Genomic DNA, 17500 nt, shown 5'->3' on the forward strand with positions numbered 1-17500 from the left:
TTCCCATGCCGAACACGGAAGTTAAGCTCTTCAGCGCCGATGGTAGTCGGGGGTTTCCCCCTGTGAGAGTAGGACGCCGCCAAGCTATCATTACGGTAAAGGCAGCTCATCATGAGCTGCCTTTTTTGTTTATAAGTATTGCTTCAGGAAATTAGAAACGTAATACGGAAATTTTCGTTCCGTGACCTCTAAGAACCGGCGGATCATCACATAATCATCACTGACATGCTGTGTCAGCAGTTCATACCACCACTCCGTTTCATATCTCGCAATCATCCCGATATTGTAGAGGACCAAATAATGAATAATCATTTCCGGAAGATGGAGGAAGTGATCACGCTGAGAGGGAATGTAATATTGATTTTTCTCTAAGTGAAACAATAAATTTGGCGAAGACCAAGGTTCTCTGTCTATCGGGTCAGCCTCAAAAACCAAGTGGTTATGGTCTTTCCTCAGAAAAGACCACTTCAAATGATGGCTGATATATTCAGCAAAGCGGGAATCAGACATATTGTAATGAATCACCGCATGCTCAGGCACTGAAATAAGGTCATCTTTGAGCTCTACTCGGGTCAGCCAATTCTTTTTCTCTTGGAAGTAAAAGACAGTATGCAATTCAGGTATGGCTGTCAGCAATTTCTTCATTGTGTACCGTTCTTCCTCAAGACCAGCTATCCCGAATAAGTGCTTCATTACATGAATACATAAGCCATTGCGCTGCACCTTCACTTCATCATCCCTAAAGGAGTAATTTTGCTTTTTGCGTTTCCGGGCAGTCACGCCATGCGCGAGTACTGAGGCATGGCTTGGATAGCTTGGATCTGTGGTCAGAAGACAGGCTTTCAGCAATTGTGACATCCCATAAAACAACAGAATAGGCTTAATTTCTAAAGGGGAAAGAGATGCCTGCTTATAAAAGGACTCGGCGTGTTTGATAAAGAATATGAAGCGCTCACTGTTCTTAAACGCATATCGTTTTGGTTCTTCCATGCCGCTTTCTGTATAGATTTTATTTAGAAATTTCTGGGAAGATTCTACGGAATAAAATAATGATAACTCTTTCCACTCATGATCTCTCATATGTATTTTTAAACCCTTTCCTTTATCTAAATATTTCAACTCTTTTTCGCTTCCTTGACATGCTGTTTTCTAGTTGATAATCTACATATAATATTTTGCCGAAAAGAGGGGGATTTACTAATGTGGGAAAGTAAATTTTCAAAAGAAGGCTTAACGTTCGATGATGTACTGCTCGTACCGGCTCAATCAGACGTACTTCCGCGTGATGTGGATTTATCTGTTGAACTGACAAAGACGTTAAAGCTTAATATTCCTGTCATCAGTGCGGGAATGGATACAGTAACAGAATCAGCTATGGCGATTGCGATGGCCAGACAGGGCGGCTTGGGCATTATCCATAAAAACATGTCCATCGAACAGCAGGCTGAACATGTTGACAAAGTCAAACGTTCTGAACGGGGCGTTATTACAAATCCCTTCTTTTTAACACCTGATCATCAAGTATTCGATGCGGAGCATTTGATGGGGAAATACAGAATTTCCGGTGTTCCGATCGTAGATAATAAAGACGATCAAAAGCTTGTCGGTATCATTACAAACCGTGATCTTCGCTTTATCTCTGATTATTCAATGAAAATCAGTGATGTCATGACAAAAGAAGAGCTGGTTACGGCTTCTGTGGGAACCACATTAGACGAAGCAGAAAAAATCTTACAGAAACATAAAATTGAAAAACTCCCGTTAGTGGATGACCAAAACAAATTAAAGGGTCTTATTACGATCAAAGATATTGAAAAGGTTATCGAATTCCCGAATTCATCTAAAGATGAACACGGACGCCTTATTGTCGGCGCTGCGGTAGGCGTGACAGGCGATACAATGACACGCGTCAGCAAGCTTGTTGAAGCGAATGTCGACGTTATCGTGGTTGATACGGCTCACGGACATTCCAGAGGCGTACTGAACACAGTTGCGAAAATCCGTGAAACATATCCTGAACTGAACATTATCGCAGGAAATGTTGCAACGGCTGAAGCGACAAAAGCTCTGATTGAAGCCGGAGCAAATATTGTCAAAGTGGGAATCGGACCTGGTTCTATCTGTACGACACGTGTCGTTGCAGGTGTAGGCGTACCGCAGATCACTGCCATTTATGATTGTGCCACTGAAGCGAGAAAACACGGCGCGACAATTATCGCAGACGGCGGTATTAAATTCTCCGGAGATATTACGAAAGCGTTGGCTTCAGGCGGACATGCCGTAATGCTCGGAAGCCTGCTTGCCGGTACTTCAGAAAGCCCGGGAGAGACTGAAATCTATCAAGGCAGAAGATTTAAAGTGTATCGCGGTATGGGTTCTGTCGCTGCCATGGAAAAAGGCAGTAAAGACCGATATTTCCAAGAAGAAAATAAGAAATTCGTCCCTGAAGGTATCGAAGGACGGACTCCGTACAAAGGTCCTGTAGAAGAAACAGTGTATCAGCTTGTCGGCGGTCTTCGTTCAGGTATGGGATATTGCGGTTCAAAAGACTTGCGCGCTTTAAGAGAAGAGGCTCAATTCATCCGTATGACAGGTGCCGGACTTCGCGAAAGTCATCCGCATGATGTCCAAATTACGAAAGAATCACCAAACTATACAATCTCATAATTGTTACAAATAAAAAACATTTGACAGGGTCGCTGACTCTGTCTATTTTTTTTATATCGAGTGTGATAAAATTTATACTGTTGTGTTTTGAATTTGAATATGTCCTTAACGGCTTAATTATAGATTTAAAATGAATGACGGAGGTCGTAAGATTGAACATCACGAAATGGAAACAGCTGTTGGTGTCATTAGTGGTACTGGCACTGGCCGCAACTTGCTTTGTTCCAATGTCTAAAGCGGAGGCAGCCGGCAATGACCCGATTGATGTCAACGCATCAGCTGCGATAATGATTGAGGCTTCATCGGGAAAAATTTTATACAGTAAAAATGCAGACAAAAGACTGCCGATTGCCAGCATGACAAAAATGATGACTGAATATCTGCTTCTGGAAGCCATTAAAGAAGGAAAAGTGAAATGGGATCAAACGTATACTCCTGATGATTATGTCTATGAAATTTCTCAAGACAACAGTTTATCAAACGTCCCCCTTCGAAAAGACGGCAAATACACGGTTAAAGAACTGTATCAGGCTATGGCGATTTACTCTGCTAACGGAGCCGCGATTGCAGTTGCCGAAATTCTTGCCGGAACTGAAACGAAATTTGTCGCTGAAATGAATGCGAAAGCCAAAGAATTAGGCATGACAAACTATGACTTTAAAAATGCCACAGGGCTTGTGAATGAAGACCTTCACGGCAAGCAGCCGCAAGGAGAAGGCGTTAAAGAAGAAAGTGAAGTTTCTGCTAAAGACATGGCGCTTCTTGCAGACCGCCTGATCACTGATTATCCGGAAGTTCTCAAAACAACAAGCATCGCTAAGACGAAATTCAGAGCCGGCACTGATGATGAAATGGACATGCCGAACTGGAACTTCATGTTAAAAGGTCTTGTTTCTGAATACCCTGGCGTTGACGGCTTAAAAACGGGTTCTACTGATTCTGCGGGATCTTGTTTTACAAGCACAGCACAGCGGAACGGAATGCGGGTCATCACTGTTGTATTAGACGCAAAAGGCAACCTGCATACCGGACGTTTTGATGAAACGAAAAAAATGCTCGATTACGCATTTAACAGCAATTTCTCAATGAAAGATCTTTACCCTGAAGGCTCTCAAGTAAAAGGGCACAAAACGATTGACGTTGAAAAAGGGAAAGACAAGCAAGTCGATATTGTTACTGACAAGGCGCTTTCTATTCCTGTGAAAAGCGGGGATGAAAAGAACTATAAAGCCGAAGTGACTTTAGATAAAAAAGAAATCACGGCTCCTGTGAAAAAGGGAACGAAAGTCGGAACGCTGACAGTTACATACAAAGGCAGTGACAAAGACTATGGCTTCCTCAAATCCAAAGAGTTCAGCGTGAATCTTGTAACGAAAAATGATGTAGATAAAGCAAACTGGTTTGTTCAGATGATGCGCGGCATCGGCGGATTCTTCTCCGGTATCTGGAACAGCGCCGTTGACACGGTAACAGGCTGGTTTTAAGAAATAAGAAAGAGCTCTGATGAAAGTTAGGGCTCTTTTGCTTAATATACTGAAAAAACCAAATTATTAGTAAAAAAATGATATCTATCTTATTCATCTCGCTGTAAAATAAGAATACCCATATGAAATATTGTATTTCTGGGATACAATAAGAGATAGAAATTATCTAACTATACATTGACTAGGGGGACCAAATAATGGCTCAAACAGGTACTGATCGTGTAAAACGCGGCATGGCAGAAATGCAAAAAGGCGGCGTCATCATGGACGTTGTAAATGCTGAACAAGCGAAGATTGCGGAAGAGGCGGGAGCTGTTGCCGTAATGGCGTTAGAACGCGTTCCGGCTGATATTCGCGCTGCCGGCGGTGTTGCCCGCATGGCTGATCCGACAATCGTTGAAGAAGTAATGAATGCTGTATCCATTCCCGTAATGGCAAAAGCGCGTATCGGACATATCGTTGAAGCGCGTGTCCTTGAAGCAATGGGAGTAGATTACATCGATGAAAGTGAAGTTCTGACTCCGGCTGACGAAGAATTTCATTTAAATAAAAACGAATATACAGTCCCGTTCGTATGCGGCTGCCGTGATCTCGGCGAAGCAACGCGCCGTATCGCCGAAGGAGCTTCCATGCTTCGTACAAAAGGCGAACCGGGAACAGGAAACATTGTGGAAGCTGTCCGCCATATGAGAAAAGTAAACGCGCAAGTGCGCAAAGTTGTTGCGATGAGCGATGATGAGCTGATGACTGAAGCTAAAAACCTCGGCGCTCCTTATGAACTGCTTCTTCAAATCAAGCGTGACGGCAAACTGCCTGTAGTGAACTTTGCTGCCGGCGGAGTAGCGACGCCTGCTGACGCGGCATTGATGATGCAGCTTGGCGCTGACGGCGTATTTGTCGGTTCAGGTATTTTCAAATCAGACAACCCTGCTAAATTTGCCAAAGCAATTGTTGAAGCAACGACTCATTACACAGACTACAAACTGATCGCTGAGCTTTCTAAAGAATTAGGCACAGCAATGAAAGGCATCGAAATCTCAAATCTATTGCCGGAACAGCGTATGCAAGAACGCGGCTGGTAAAACCATAGGAGAGCTGGAAGCATGTTAACAATTGGTGTACTTGGACTTCAAGGAGCAGTAAGAGAACATATTCGTTCAATTGAAGCATGTGGTTCAAAAGGTGTCGTCATTAAGCGTCCTGAACAGCTGAATGACATCGACGGTTTAATCCTGCCGGGCGGGGAAAGCACGACGATGCGGCGTTTAATGGATACGTATCATTTTATGGAGCCGCTTCGCGAGTTTGCCGCCCAAGGCAAGCCGATGTTCGGCACATGCGCCGGTCTGATTATTTTAGCCAAAGAGATAGCGGGAACGGATAACGCTCATCTAGGGCTGTTGAACGTTGTCGTCGAGCGTAATTCCTTTGGCCGTCAGGTTGACAGCTTTGAAGCTGATCTGACGATTAAAGGCCTTGATGAGCCGTTTACGGGTGTATTTATTCGCGCACCGCATATTTTAGAAGCCGGAGAAGATGTTGAAGTGCTTTGTGAGCATAACGGACGCATCGTGGCTGCAAAGCAGGGGAATTTCCTCGGCTGCTCGTTCCATCCTGAACTGACGGATGATCACCGGGTGACAGAGCTGTTTGTGAAGATGGCGGAAAAGCATAAGCAGGAAACAGCTGTATAAAACAGTTGAAAACCGCTGATACTTATAGTACATTATAAACACAAATAAAGATCGAAAAGCGTTGACAGGAAGCAGTAGGGAGCCTCTCTTTCAAAGAGAGCCGATGGGTGGTGCGAATCGGTGAAAGATGCTGTCCGAATCCGTCCTTGAGCGAAATGCTGAAAACTAGTAGGCATTTACGGGAAAACCGTTATGTGTTAAAGCGGGAAGCAAGTGTGAGCTTGTTTTCAATCAGGGTGGCAACGCGAGAGCTCTCGTCCCTTTTAGGGGATGAGGGCTCTTTTTTATTTTCGATAAAAACAGATAGGAGTTGTTAGGCATGATTGATACGAAGGTGCTGAGAGCCAATTTTCAAGAGGTAAAAGCGAAGCTCATTCCAAAAGGCGAAGACTTATCTGACTTTGACAAGTTTGAAGAGCTGGACGAAAAGAGAAGAGAGCTTATCGGTAAAGTAGAAGAACTGAAGGGAAAACGCAATGAAGTATCTCAGCAGGTCGCCGTTTTGAAACGGGAGAAAAAAGACGCTGATCATATTATTAAAGAGATGCGCGAAGTGGGCGAAGAAATTAAGAAGCTTGATGAAGAGCTTCGTACTGTCGAAACGACGCTCGAAACCATCCTTCTGTCTATTCCGAACATCCCGCACGATTCAGTGCCCGTCGGGGAAACGGAAGATGATAACATTGAAATTCGCAAGTGGGGAGAGGCGCCGGCATTTTCATATGAGCCGAAACCGCATTGGGATATCGCAGACCATTTAAACATTCTTGATTTCGAACGCGCTTCAAAAGTAACAGGCAGCCGGTTTGTGTTTTATAAAGGATTAGGCGCCCGCCTCGAACGCGCGCTCTACAACTTTATGCTGGATCTTCACGTTGATGAATATGATTACACGGAAGTCATTCCTCCTTATATGGTAAACCGTACGAGCATGACAGGTACGGGACAGCTTCCTAAATTTGAAGAGGATGCTTTTAAAATCAGAGAAGAGGATTATTTCTTAATTCCGACGGCGGAAGTGCCGATTACAAATATGCACCGCGATGAAATCTTATCCGGTGAGAACCTGCCGATCAATTATGCCGCATTCAGCGCTTGCTTCCGTTCAGAAGCGGGATCTGCCGGCCGTGATACACGCGGTTTGATCCGCCAGCATCAGTTCAACAAGGTTGAGCTTGTGAAATTCGTGAAGCCGGAAGATTCTTATGAGGAGCTTGAAAAACTGACGAATCAAGCTGAGCGGGTGCTTCAGCTGCTCGAACTGCCGTATCGTGTCATGAGCATGTGTACCGGTGATCTCGGCTTTACAGCCGCGAAAAAGTACGATATTGAGGTATGGATTCCAAGCCAAGACACATACCGTGAAATTTCTTCTTGCAGTAACTTTGAGGCCTTCCAGGCGAGACGCGCAAACATTCGATTCAGACGCGAAGCGAAAGGCAAGCCGGAGCATGTGCATACATTAAACGGTTCAGGTCTTGCAGTCGGCAGAACAGTAGCTGCCATCTTAGAAAACTATCAGCAGGAAGACGGAAGTGTCATCATTCCGAAAGTGCTTCGTCCTTATATGGGAAATAAAGAAGTCATCAAACCGTAAAAGGTGCGCCCTAGAGGCGCGCCTTTTTTGCTGCCCGGTATAGAGCGGCGGCATTCCGGGCAGTGCTTTCAAGGTTAAAACGGCCGGATGCTAAGGCGTCTTCAAGACTTACAGCGCCGGGCACGATAGAAAACACAGCCGTTATTCCTGCGCTGTAAACATGCTCGAAATTTTTGCCTAAGGAGCCCGCCAATGCGATAACGGGAATTTCTTGAGCAGATGCGCGTGCGGCGATCCCGGCGGGGGTTTTGCCGAATAGCGTTTGTCCGTCTATCTGCCCCTCTCCGGTAATGACAAGGTCAGCGCCTCTTATCTGATCTGAGAAGGACAGTGTATCTAATACAACGTCAATCCCGCTTTGAAGTTCTGCCTGTAAGAAAGCGATCAGTCCGGCGCCGAGTCCCCCTGCGGCGCCCGCGCCTTTTACGGTATCCGCTTCGATATTGTGCTGACGTCTCAATACGTCAGCGAAATGGCGTAAGTTGCGATCCAATACAACTTTAGTCTTCTCGGATGCCCCTTTTTGCGGGCCGAAGACATATGAAGCGCCGTTTTCACCGGTCAGAGAATTTTCGACATCACATGCGGCACGGATACGGATATGTTTCAGATCAGGAGAGAGACCGCTTATATCAATAGAAGCTAGGGTGTGCAGAGCGCCTCCGCCGTCAGGTATCTCCTGACCTTCCTCATTTAAGAAACGCACACCGAGCGCGCTCGCCATTCCTGTTCCGCCGTCATTGGTTGCGCTCCCGCCAAGCCCGATGATGATCTCACCCGCCCCGCGGGAAGCTGCATCTGCTATCAGTTCACCCGTTCCTCTTGTCGTTGTGTTCAACGGATCTCTGAGATGGCGGGGAACGAGATGAAGTCCCGATGCTTCCGCCATTTCAATGACTGCCGTGCGTCCGTCTCCCAGAAGTCCATATGCGGCGTTTACCGGCGTTCCCAGCGGACCGGTCACAGTTTTTTTGATGATGCTTCCGCCAGTGGCATCCGTCAAAGCCTGAACGGTTCCTTCTCCGCCGTCGGCCGCAGGTATCTTGAAATATTCCGCGTCAGGGAAGACCGCTTTGAATCCTTTTTCTATGCTGTCAGCGGCTTCTTTTGATGTCATGCTTTCTTTGAAAGAATCCGGTGCAATGATGATTTTCATTATGTTCTCCACCTTTATGAGCAGGTATCTGTTTGAATCTATTCTTGATTTTTACTGTGTTTTCCTGCCCGTATGGCATACTGAGGTTGAATTGGACGCAAGACTTTTGTATGATAGTAAAGCTGACGGACAAGCTGTTTAAGAAATGAAATAAAAAATATGAAAAAGCGCTTGACTGAAATTTAGGTCATGTGGTATATTATTAAATGTCGATACGGAGGAATACCCAAGTCTGGCTGAAGGGATCGGTCTTGAAAACCGACAGGGGTGTCAAAGCCCGCGGGGGTTCGAATCCCTCTTCCTCCGCCATATTGATTTTAAACCTAATGAAACTCGAGCATATATTGGAGATTGTTTTGTCCGCTGCATGTGATGCAGCGGATTTTTTATATGCAAAAAAAGCGATTTTCTCTGTTCGGGGAAAATCGCTTTGCTATTTTTATTTATTTCTGTTTTCGTTGATCACGCGGCTGATTTTTTCGATCAAAGGTTCCAGTGACTGTTCATCAGCTTCAAGGTCATAATCTTCAATGCGCACTTTTAGCACAGGGCAGGCGTTAAAACCGCTGATCCAGTCTTCGTACCGTGTATACATCTCTTCCCAATAGGAGCGGTTTGTCTGCAGCTCCATCTCGCGGCCTCGCTTTTCAATCCGGTTTATAATGTTTTCAAGGTCGCCTTCTAAATAGATCAAAACATCAGGATGCGGGAAGTACGGCGTCATGACCATCGCCTCAAATAGACTTGTGTATGTTGTGTAATCTGTCAGCGACATGGTTCCTTTATCGGCATGCATTTTTGCGAATATGCCTGTATCTTCATAAATCGAACGGTCCTGCACGAATCCGCCGCCTGATTCAAACATGTTTTTCTGCTCTTTGAACCGCTCAGCCAGAAAATAAATTTGCAAATGGAAGCTCCAGCGTTCAAAATCGTGATAAAACTTCTCTAAATAAGGGTTTTCATCCACTTCCTCAAGTGAGGTATGAAACCCGAGCCGTTTTGCTAAAGCTTTGGTCAAAGTCGATTTTCCGACTCCTACCGTTCCCGCTACTGTGATAATGGCGTTGTTTGGAATATGAATGTCTTTCATTTAATAAGCTCCTTTACCTGACGGGCAATTCTTTCATAGTCTGTCTTATTCAAAACAAAGTCTTCAGTATCACCGTCAATGGTCAGTACAGATATATCCGGATCTTCTTCCTGAAGCTGTCTGATGGCTGTGTCGTAATCTGCAATGAGACGTTCCAGATATTGATGCTCGATATTTTTCTCAAACGGGCGCCCGCGTTTTTCAATGCGTTGAAGCAATGTCGGCAGGCTTGCCTTTATGTATACAATGATGTTCGGTTTCGGCAGGTCGTGAGTGAGCAGATGATAAATCTGCTTATATTTCTCAAGCTTTTGGCCGTGCAATGTACGCTCTGCGAAAATAACATTTTTATAAATATGATAATCGGACAAAACGGGCTGTCCTTGTTTTAAATAATCTCGATCGGTGTCTTCAAGCTGTTTATACCTGTGACATAGAAAAAACATTTCAAGCTGGAAACTCCACTCCTCGATATTGTCATAAAACTTATCGAGATAAGGGTTGTCTTCCACAATCTCATTAATCATAGGAAAACCGAGCTCTTCAGAAAGCATCGTAGCGAGTGTCGTTTTTCCTGCCCCGATAGGACCTTCTACCGCGATAAAAGGGGCTCTGTTCATTGAAAATCCTCCTTAATTCTGCAAACATCCGTCAGCTGCCGGCCTTTATATTGTATCACACTCTCAGAAAAGCCCATGAAAAAAGACGCTTCCAATTAACGAAACGTCTCTTTTACAATATGAAATTGATCGTTGAGCAAAAGCCAGTTTTGCGGGAAAGAAAGGCCGAGTTTCCAATAGCTGATTCCTCTTAAATGAAGTTCTTTAATTAAATTGAATTTCGCTTGAATGGATCGTGCGTCTTCAAACCATACTTCATGCCGTCTCTGATTTTCATCCGTGTATCGGAAGAATGGAGCCTGGGTGGTTTCGTCATATTGAATGTCGACTTTATGGCGTGCTGCCAGAGCGATTGCCTGCTGAGGACTGACGGCTTTCGCTGTCGTTCCCTGTTTGAAAGGCAGTGTCCAATCATAGCCGTACATATTCTGGCCCATGACGATTTTTGAAGAAGGCATTTCCGTCAGCGCGTACTCAATGACATTTCTTACAGGGCCGATAGGTGATACGGCCTGAGCCGGGCCTCCGCTGTACCCCCACTCATATGTCATGATCACGACAAAATCGACGATTTCTCCATGTGCCCTATAGTCATGTGCTTCGTACCATTTGCCGGCCTGAGTCGCGCTCGTTTTCGGAGCAAGCGCCGTTGAAATCTTCCAGCCTTCCCGATGAAAAATCGTCCTCGCTTCACGTAAAAAACGATTGTAGGCTTCTCTGTCCTGTGGACGTAAATATTCGAAATCAAAGTGAATATCGCGAAAGCCGTACTTTTTAGCCGTGGAGACGATTTCCTGAAAGAGTTTTGTTTTCACTGTATTGTCATTCAAGATGAGCCGCCCGAGTTCATCGCTGAATGCGTCATTTTCAAGGTTGGTGATGATCATCATCAGTGTGGTGTTGTGCCTGTCACTGATGCTTTTTAAATTGGTCAGAGGCGGTTCCTTTAAAGTCCCGTTCCGCTGCACTTGAAAACTGAATGCGCCGAGGTATGTTAAATAAGGAGAGGCCTCCCTTGCCGCCTGCTGGAGATTAGCGCTTACGCTCGTTCCCCGCGGTTCTATATATGCATTTGATTCGATATCGGGCTTATTCGCCTGCTGCGGAATGTAAAGGCGGGTTCCGGCTCTCAATGTGGTGCCGGGCTGAATTCCGTTCACCCTCGCAAGCTCCGCGGCCGATATATGAAAACGGCCGGCGATTGCAGCGAGAGTATCACCTTGTTTCACTTCGTAATATTGACCCTCAATCGGGATGACAAGGGTTTGTCCGACAACCAATGTATTTGGATTAGGCAGTTTATTTGCTTCCGCAATGACATTTGCGGCAGTCCGGTAGCGCGCCGCAATAGCGGAAAGCGTGTCGCCCCGTTTCACTATATAGATCTGAATGAAAAACGCCTCCTTTCATATCCGCTATCAAATATATGAAAAAAGGAGGCTGATCATGTTTATTTTTCGGCGGTAATTTGTTTTTCCGTGGTTATTTCTGCGAAGAGAACATTCTCCATCATGGTCAAAGCGAAATCATTGTCTTCGTCGTTATTGGAAGCGGTGCAGTCTTTCGGAATGGCAATGCTGTATTCTCTCATATAGGCGTCGTTGGCCGTGAACAGCACACAAATGTTCCCGGCAATCCCCGTGATGATTAATCGGTTCACTTGTAATTCGGTCAGAAGGGTGTGAAGCGCCGTTTCGTAAAAAGCGGAATGCTTCGGTTTAATGAGAAAATAATCATCCGGCTGAGGCGAAATATCTTTTATAATGGGGGCGCTTCTGTCGTTGCTGCATTCCTCCCTGATGGCATCAATATCAGCCTTCCAGAGCCCGTAATGATCATTAATATAAATAATCGGCCAGTTGCTTTGTTTTGCATGCTTCTTTAATGATAAAATACGGGGGACAATTTGTTTGGTTTTTTCAGCAAGACGTTCGCCCATATCAAATTGAAAATTGTTAATCATATCGACAATCAGAAGGGCTGTGTTGTTAGGTTCAGACAATACCGGCAACTCCTTTCTGCTGGGGTATTCCTATTTTAACCTTTATGAGACATGAAAAAACTTAAGAAGAGAGCTCGAACCTATGAATGATGAATATTATATGAGAGAAGCCATAAAAGAAGCGAAGAAAGCCGAAGCGAAAGGTGAAGTGCCGATCGGAGCAGTTCTTGTTCTGCACGATGAGATCGTGGCGCGGGCGCATAATCTGCGGGAGACTGAACAGAGGTCGCTTGCCCACGCCGAAATGCTGGCGATAGACGAAGCGTGCCGTAGGCTGGGGACATGGAGACTTGAGGATGCCGTTCTTTATGTCACTTTGGAGCCGTGTCCGATGTGCGCGGGAGCCGTCGTGCTTTCGAGAGTCGATAAGGTCGTATTCGGCGCATTTGATCCCAAGGGGGGCTGTACAGGAACGCTGATGAACCTCTTGCAGGAAGAGCGGTTCAACCACCAAGCGGAAGTGGTGAGCGGCGTGCTCGGAGAAGAGTGCGGAGAAATGCTCAGCGCTTTTTTCAGAAAGCTGCGCCGGCAAAAGAAAGACATGAGGAAAAAGTTGTCTGAGTAGTACGGTTGCATTTTCTGCCTGAAGCAGATATACTTATGTGTGCATCATGAATGGTGCGCATATAAAAATTTGATATTTATTTTGCCGTGCTAAGCGGGGAGGTAGCGGTGCCCTGTACCCGCAATCCGCTCTAGCGGGGCCGAATCCCTTCTCGAGGTTCGTTTACTGTAAGGTCTGCCTTAAGTAAGTGGCGTTGACGTCTGGGTCCTGCGCAATGGGAATTCATGAACCATGTCAGGTCCGGAAGGAAGCAGCATTAAGTGAAACCTCTCATGTGCCGCAGGGTTGCCTGGGCTGAGCTAACTGCTTAAGTAACGCTTAGGGTAGCGAATCGACAGAAGGTGCACGGTAAATCAATCATCAAATTTCAGACTCACCTGTTTATGGCAGGTGAGTTTTTTCGTATATGAAAAACGGGTTTTGGCGTTAAAAGCACGTTCATGTATAATAAACATGATGAATAACAGAGGAGGGCGCATCCTGTGGGTTACCAAGCTTTATATCGAGTATTTAGGCCTCAGCAGTTTGAAGATGTGGTCGGACAGGAACACATTACGAAAACGCTGCAAAATGCCCTTTTGCAAAAGAAATTTTCTCATGCATATCTGTTTTCTGGACCGCGGGGAACGGGAAAAACCAGTGCAGCTAAAATATTTGCGAAAGCAGTCAACTGTGAGCACGCCCCCGTAGAAGAACCGTGCAATGAATGTGCGGCGTGCAAGGGGATCACAAACGGCTCTATATCAGATGTGATTGAAATAGATGCGGCGTCGAATAACGGCGTAGACGAAATCCGCGACATCCGTGACAAAGTAAAATTCGCCCCGTCGGCCGTCACCTACAAAGTATATATTATAGATGAGGTGCATATGCTCTCTATCGGCGCATTCAATGCGCTTCTGAAAACGCTGGAAGAACCGCCGGCACATTGCATTTTCATATTAGCTACGACTGAGCCTCATAAGATTCCTTTAACCATTATCTCCAGATGTCAGCGTTTTGACTTCAAACGGATTACATCCAAAGCAATTGTCGGACGAATGAAGACAATCGTCGATGCAGAGCAGCTGAAGGTGGAAGAAGGAGCCCTTGATATCATAGCGAGTGCTGCGGACGGAGGAATGAGGGACGCGCTGAGCCTGCTCGATCAAGCCGTATCATTCAGCGGCGAGGAGCTGTCGGTGGATGACGCATTGCTCATTACCGGAGCCGTTTCTCAGCACTATATTGGGAAACTGGCATCTGCTCTTCACCGCAAACAGGTTTCCGAGGCATTGGAGACACTGAATGAATTGCTCCAGCAAGGGAAAGATGCGGCCAAACTGATTGAAGATATGATTTTCTATTTTAGGGATATGCTCTTGTACCAGGCCGCTCCCGGTTTAGAAGGAGTCCTGGAGAAGGTGAAGGTCGATGAAACGTTTCGGAATCTGAGCGGTGACATACCGGCCCCCGCTTTATATGAGATGATTGATATCCTGAATAAAAGCCATCAGGAAATGAAGTGGACGAACCACCCAAGAATCTTTTTTGAAGTGGCTGTCGTGAAAATATGCCAGACGGCACAGCAATCCGCCGGAGACATCCCTGAGGTCGGCATGCTGATGAATAAGATTCAGCAGCTTGAGCAGGAAGTAGAAAGGCTGAAAACCTCCGGTGTGAAGGTTCAGATGGAAAGCGCTCCGAAAGAAGCTCCGCGTCCTCAAAAAGGCGGAAAAAGCCATTACAAAGCTCCGGTCGGAAGAATTCATGAGATATTGAAGGAAGCTACAAGACCTGAACTTGAACAGCTTAAAAGCAGCTGGGGCAAGCTTCTGGCACACCTGAAACAGCAGAATAAGGTGTCTCATGCGGCTCTTTTGAATGACAGTGAACCGGTGGCTGCTGCTCAAAAGGCATTTGTGCTTAAATTTAAATACGAAATCCATTGTAAAATGGTTGCAGAAGACAATAACGGAGTCCGTACGAATCTTGAACAGATTCTCGAATCAATGCTCGGGAAAAGAATGGATTTGATTGGCGTTCCGGAAGCACAATGGGGTAAAATAAGAGAAGAATTTTTAAATGATCACCAGCAGGAAAGTGAAGGATCAAACGAACCGGCTGAAGAAGATCCGCTGATTGCAGAGGCGAAAAAACTTGTCGGAGCGGATTTAATCGAAATAAAAGACTAATAAGATGAAAGAGAGTGATTGAATATGCGTGGCGGAATGGGAAACATGCAAAAAATGATGAAACAAATGCAAAAAATGCAAAAGGATATGGCGAAGGCTCAGGAGGAGCTTGCTGAAAAAGTGCTTGAAGGCACAGCAGGCGGCGGTATGGTGACTGTAAAAGTCAACGGCCAAAAAGAAGTTGTAGACATTGCCATTAAAGAAGAAGTCGTTGATCCGGAAGATATCGAAATGCTTCAGGACCTGGTTCTTGCTGCGACAAACGACGCCCTCAAAAAAGTGGATGACATGACGAATGAGACAATGGGACAATTTACAAAAGGAATGAACATACCGGGTTTATTCTAGGGGGATAAATAAACATGCAGTATCCTGAACCAATATCAAAGCTGATTGACAGCTTTATGAAATTGCCAGGGATCGGACCGAAAACAGCGGTTCGTCTGGCTTTTTTTGTTCTAGGTATGAAAGAAGACACAGTATTGGATTTTGCTAAGGCGCTTGTCAATGCGAAGCGGAATCTGACATATTGCTCGATTTGCGGACATATAACAGATCAAGACCCTTGTTATATATGTGAGGACACAAGAAGGGATAAGTCTGTTATTTGTGTCGTGCAGGACCCTAAGGATGTGATCGCAATGGAGAAAATGAAGGAATATAACGGCCAGTACCATGTTCTTCACGGCGCGATTTCACCAATGGACGGCATCGGCCCGGAGGATATTAAGATTCCGGAGCTGCTGAAACGTCTTCAGGATGATCAAGTGACAGAAGTTATTCTCGCAACCAACCCTAATATTGAAGGGGAAGCAACAGCGATGTATATATCAAGGCTGTTAAAGCCCTCAGGCATCAAGCTCTCCCGTATTGCCCACGGTCTGCCCGTCGGCGGTGATTTGGAATATGCTGATGAGGTCACTCTTTCAAAAGCTCTTGAAGGAAGACGTGAATTGTAAGGGAGGAAAAAGCAAGGCATGGGTTTTCTTCGCAGAAATACATTAAGAAAAGAGTTTGATGAGAAGCTGATAGAACAGCTCTTTAAACAAAAAGAAGAATGGAACAGACAGAAGAGTCTGGTCGAGAAAAGTCTCGAGCCCTCCGCTGAGGTGTTGTTTGAGCTGAAAGTCGCTGAATCTAAGTACTTTTTTTATTTGAAAGAAGCGAAGCAGCGGAATTTGAAAATGAGCAGATGGAAGTAAGAGGTCTATTCTCCGGGATCTTCTCATAAGCTTGTACTAAACAAGCGAGGGGGAAGATTCATGGAGCCTTTTTTCATTATCGGTTTGATTGTCGGTCTGGTTGCTTTGCTTTTTTTATGGGGAGTATCTTCAAAACCGCTAAGATGGATTGGTGTGACTGCCATTAAATTTATTGCCGGCGCGATTCTGCTGGTGGGTGTGAACTTGTTCGGAGGCAGTCTCGGTATTCATATCCCTGTTAACCTGATTACAACGGGCATCAGCGGGATTCTGGGGATTCCCGGCATCGCAGCTTTGATAGTCATTAAACGCTTCATCATTTAATTTATCAATTATTGTTGACATGTTGGATCAAGGGTGGTATTCTAATATACGTCGCTGATGACGAAACGAATTCTAAAAAAGAAATTTTAAAAAGTTGTTGACGACATTGAAGTTGATATGTTACAATAATTAAGTCGCTTCAAGAGCGATGGACAAAGTTCTTTGAAAACTAAACAAGACAAAACGTACCTGTTAATTCAAAGTTTTAAATAAATCGCACAACGATGTGCGTAGTCAGTCAAACTACTTTATCGGAGAGTTTGATCCTGGCTCAGGACGAACGCTGGCGGCGTGCCTAATACATGCAAGTCGAGCGGACAGATGGGAGCTTGCTCCCTGATGTTAGCGGCGGACGGGTGAGTAACACGTGGGTAACCTGCCTGTAAGACTGGGATAACTCCGGGAAACCGGGGCTAATACCGGATGGTTGTCTGAACCGCATGGTTCAGACATAAAAGGTGGCTTCGGCTACCACTTACAGATGGACCCGCGGCGCATTAGCTAGTTGGTGAGGTAACGGCTCACCAAGGCGACGATGCGTAGCCGACCTGAGAGGGTGATCGGCCACACTGGGACTGAGACACGGCCCAGACTCCTACGGGAGGCAGCAGTAGGGAATCTTCCGCAATGGACGAAAGTCTGACGGAGCAACGCCGCGTGAGTGATGAAGGTTTTCGGATCGTAAAGCTCTGTTGTTAGGGAAGAACAAGTGCCGTTCAAATAGGGCGGCACCTTGACGGTACCTAACCAGAAAGCCACGGCTAACTACGTGCCAGCAGCCGCGGTAATACGTAGGTGGCAAGCGTTGTCCGGAATTATTGGGCGTAAAGGGCTCGCAGGCGGTTTCTTAAGTCTGATGTGAAAGCCCCCGGCTCAACCGGGGAGGGTCATTGGAAACTGGGGAACTTGAGTGCAGAAGAGG

At 45.6% G+C, this 17500-nt stretch carries 17 protein-coding genes, 1 tRNA gene, 2 rRNA genes, 1 other RNA gene and 1 other annotated feature (2 of these 22 only partly in view); of the genes, 15 read left to right on the forward strand and 6 right to left on the reverse strand.

Translation table 11 applies throughout. The features are described from left to right. Window positions 1–85: ribosomal RNA gene (gene rrf, locus NSQ37_RS05370) — 5S ribosomal RNA — on the forward strand; it begins 31 nt to the left of the window's first position. 44 nt (window positions 86–129) lie between these two features. Here rrf and NSQ37_RS05375 read toward each other — a convergent pair. Then, window positions 130–1080: a YaaC family protein gene (locus NSQ37_RS05375; RefSeq protein WP_069007427.1), complete on the reverse strand. Its 951-nt coding sequence runs from the start codon at window positions 1078–1080 to the stop codon at window positions 130–132. 120 nt (window positions 1081–1200) lie between these two features. Between NSQ37_RS05375 and guaB the strand changes: the two genes are divergently transcribed. The 5 genes from guaB to serS all read left to right on the forward strand — a co-directional run bounded on the left by guaB (window position 1201) and on the right by serS (window position 7442). After that, complete coding sequence (gene guaB / locus NSQ37_RS05380) at window positions 1201–2667, forward strand: IMP dehydrogenase (protein WP_007408741.1); 1467 nt, start codon at window positions 1201–1203, stop codon at window positions 2665–2667. Window positions 2668–2819: 152 nt separating this feature from the next. Then, window positions 2820–4151: a D-alanyl-D-alanine carboxypeptidase gene (dacA, locus tag NSQ37_RS05385; RefSeq protein WP_015239011.1), complete on the forward strand. Its 1332-nt coding sequence runs from the start codon at window positions 2820–2822 to the stop codon at window positions 4149–4151. A gap of 197 nt (window positions 4152–4348) precedes the next feature. Beyond that, on the forward strand, window positions 4349–5233 hold the full coding sequence (gene pdxS, locus NSQ37_RS05390) for a pyridoxal 5'-phosphate synthase lyase subunit PdxS (protein WP_003150714.1): 885 nt from the start codon (window positions 4349–4351) through the stop codon (window positions 5231–5233). Window positions 5234–5254: 21 nt separating this feature from the next. Next, the gene (gene pdxT, locus NSQ37_RS05395) at window positions 5255–5845 is read left to right on the forward strand and encodes a pyridoxal 5'-phosphate synthase glutaminase subunit PdxT (protein WP_007615126.1); all 591 of its coding nucleotides are present in this window, start codon (window positions 5255–5257) and stop codon (window positions 5843–5845) included. A 52-nt stretch (window positions 5846–5897) separates the two neighbouring features. Further along, window positions 5898–6110, forward strand: a binding site (T-box leader). A 54-nt stretch (window positions 6111–6164) separates the two neighbouring features. Beyond that, on the forward strand, window positions 6165–7442 hold the full coding sequence (serS, locus tag NSQ37_RS05400; RefSeq protein WP_007408744.1) for a serine--tRNA ligase: 1278 nt from the start codon (window positions 6165–6167) through the stop codon (window positions 7440–7442). A 10-nt stretch (window positions 7443–7452) separates the two neighbouring features. On the opposite strand, the gene NSQ37_RS05405 is transcribed toward serS, so the two are convergent. After that, window positions 7453–8598 (reverse strand): glycerate kinase, encoded by a 1146-nt coding sequence (locus NSQ37_RS05405; RefSeq protein ID WP_015239012.1) that lies wholly within the window; start codon window positions 8596–8598, stop codon window positions 7453–7455. Window positions 8599–8814: 216 nt separating this feature from the next. Between NSQ37_RS05405 and NSQ37_RS05410 the strand changes: the two genes are divergently transcribed. Further along, a tRNA-Ser gene (locus NSQ37_RS05410) sits at window positions 8815–8907 on the forward strand. A 130-nt stretch (window positions 8908–9037) separates the two neighbouring features. Here NSQ37_RS05410 and dck read toward each other — a convergent pair. The 4 genes from dck to NSQ37_RS05430 all read right to left on the reverse strand — a co-directional run bounded on the left by dck (window position 9038) and on the right by NSQ37_RS05430 (window position 12313). Continuing rightward, complete coding sequence (gene dck, locus NSQ37_RS05415; RefSeq protein WP_007408746.1) at window positions 9038–9691, reverse strand: deoxyadenosine/deoxycytidine kinase; 654 nt, start codon at window positions 9689–9691, stop codon at window positions 9038–9040. Then, window positions 9688–10311 (reverse strand): deoxyguanosine kinase, encoded by a 624-nt coding sequence (dgk, locus tag NSQ37_RS05420; protein WP_007408747.1) that lies wholly within the window; start codon window positions 10309–10311, stop codon window positions 9688–9690. Before dgk ends, dck begins: the two co-directional genes overlap by 4 nt. 95 nt (window positions 10312–10406) lie before the next feature. Continuing rightward, entirely contained in the window at window positions 10407–11690 is a 1284-nt protein-coding gene (locus NSQ37_RS05425; protein WP_332286725.1) for a glycoside hydrolase family 18 protein, read from the reverse strand. A 71-nt stretch (window positions 11691–11761) separates the two neighbouring features. Next, window positions 11762–12313: a cysteine hydrolase family protein gene (locus NSQ37_RS05430; RefSeq protein ID WP_079891072.1), complete on the reverse strand. Its 552-nt coding sequence runs from the start codon at window positions 12311–12313 to the stop codon at window positions 11762–11764. 82 nt (window positions 12314–12395) lie between these two features. Here NSQ37_RS05430 and tadA point away from each other — a divergent pair, with 82 nt between their 5' ends. The 8 genes from tadA to NSQ37_RS05470 form a co-directional block, all read left to right on the forward strand. Beyond that, a complete protein-coding gene (gene tadA, locus NSQ37_RS05435) occupies window positions 12396–12878 on the forward strand; it encodes a tRNA adenosine(34) deaminase TadA (RefSeq protein ID WP_007408751.1) in 483 nt (160 codons plus the stop codon). An 84-nt stretch (window positions 12879–12962) separates the two neighbouring features. Continuing rightward, window positions 12963–13227: signal recognition particle sRNA large type (gene ffs / locus NSQ37_RS05440), an RNA gene on the forward strand. A 133-nt stretch (window positions 13228–13360) separates the two neighbouring features. Then, the gene (gene dnaX / locus NSQ37_RS05445; protein ID WP_011996162.1) at window positions 13361–15052 is read left to right on the forward strand and encodes a DNA polymerase III subunit gamma/tau; all 1692 of its coding nucleotides are present in this window, start codon (window positions 13361–13363) and stop codon (window positions 15050–15052) included. Between the two features lie 24 nt (window positions 15053–15076). Then, entirely contained in the window at window positions 15077–15400 is a 324-nt protein-coding gene (locus NSQ37_RS05450) for a YbaB/EbfC family nucleoid-associated protein (protein WP_007408754.1), read from the forward strand. A 14-nt stretch (window positions 15401–15414) separates the two neighbouring features. Beyond that, on the forward strand, window positions 15415–16011 hold the full coding sequence (gene recR, locus NSQ37_RS05455; protein WP_003150697.1) for a recombination protein RecR: 597 nt from the start codon (window positions 15415–15417) through the stop codon (window positions 16009–16011). 18 nt (window positions 16012–16029) lie between these two features. Continuing rightward, complete coding sequence (locus NSQ37_RS05460) at window positions 16030–16254, forward strand: YaaL family protein (RefSeq protein ID WP_007408755.1); 225 nt, start codon at window positions 16030–16032, stop codon at window positions 16252–16254. A 60-nt stretch (window positions 16255–16314) separates the two neighbouring features. Continuing rightward, complete coding sequence (locus NSQ37_RS05465; protein ID WP_003150686.1) at window positions 16315–16578, forward strand: pro-sigmaK processing inhibitor BofA family protein; 264 nt, start codon at window positions 16315–16317, stop codon at window positions 16576–16578. Between the two features lie 248 nt (window positions 16579–16826). Then, a 16S ribosomal RNA gene (locus tag NSQ37_RS05470) occupies window positions 16827–17500 on the forward strand (it continues 876 nt past the right edge of the window).

Source organism: Bacillus sp. FSL P4-0334, assembly GCF_038004825.1.
Lineage (GTDB): Bacteria > Bacillota > Bacilli > Bacillales > Bacillaceae > Bacillus > Bacillus velezensis.

Bases quoted from the DNA above. Each gene is read 5' to 3' on its own strand.
- NSQ37_RS05375 (WP_069007427.1), bottom strand. From the start codon at position 1,080: ATGAGAGATCATGAGTGGAAAGAGTTATCATTATTTTATTCCGTAGAA.
- guaB (WP_007408741.1), top strand. From the start codon at position 1,201: ATGTGGGAAAGTAAATTTTCAAAAGAAGGCTTAACGTTCGATGATGTA.
- pdxS (WP_003150714.1), top strand. From the start codon at position 4,349: ATGGCTCAAACAGGTACTGATCGTGTAAAACGCGGCATGGCAGAAATG.
- pdxT (WP_007615126.1), top strand. From the start codon at position 5,255: ATGTTAACAATTGGTGTACTTGGACTTCAAGGAGCAGTAAGAGAACAT.
- serS (WP_007408744.1), top strand. From the start codon at position 6,165: ATGATTGATACGAAGGTGCTGAGAGCCAATTTTCAAGAGGTAAAAGCG.
- NSQ37_RS05405 (WP_015239012.1), bottom strand. From the start codon at position 8,598: ATGAAAATCATCATTGCACCGGATTCTTTCAAAGAAAGCATGACATCA.
- dck (WP_007408746.1), bottom strand. From the start codon at position 9,691: ATGAAAGACATTCATATTCCAAACAACGCCATTATCACAGTAGCGGGA.
- dgk (WP_007408747.1), bottom strand. From the start codon at position 10,311: ATGAACAGAGCCCCTTTTATCGCGGTAGAAGGTCCTATCGGGGCAGGA.
- tadA (WP_007408751.1), top strand. From the start codon at position 12,396: ATGAATGATGAATATTATATGAGAGAAGCCATAAAAGAAGCGAAGAAA.
- NSQ37_RS05450 (WP_007408754.1), top strand. From the start codon at position 15,077: ATGCGTGGCGGAATGGGAAACATGCAAAAAATGATGAAACAAATGCAA.
- recR (WP_003150697.1), top strand. From the start codon at position 15,415: ATGCAGTATCCTGAACCAATATCAAAGCTGATTGACAGCTTTATGAAA.
- NSQ37_RS05460 (WP_007408755.1), top strand. From the start codon at position 16,030: ATGGGTTTTCTTCGCAGAAATACATTAAGAAAAGAGTTTGATGAGAAG.
- NSQ37_RS05465 (WP_003150686.1), top strand. From the start codon at position 16,315: ATGGAGCCTTTTTTCATTATCGGTTTGATTGTCGGTCTGGTTGCTTTG.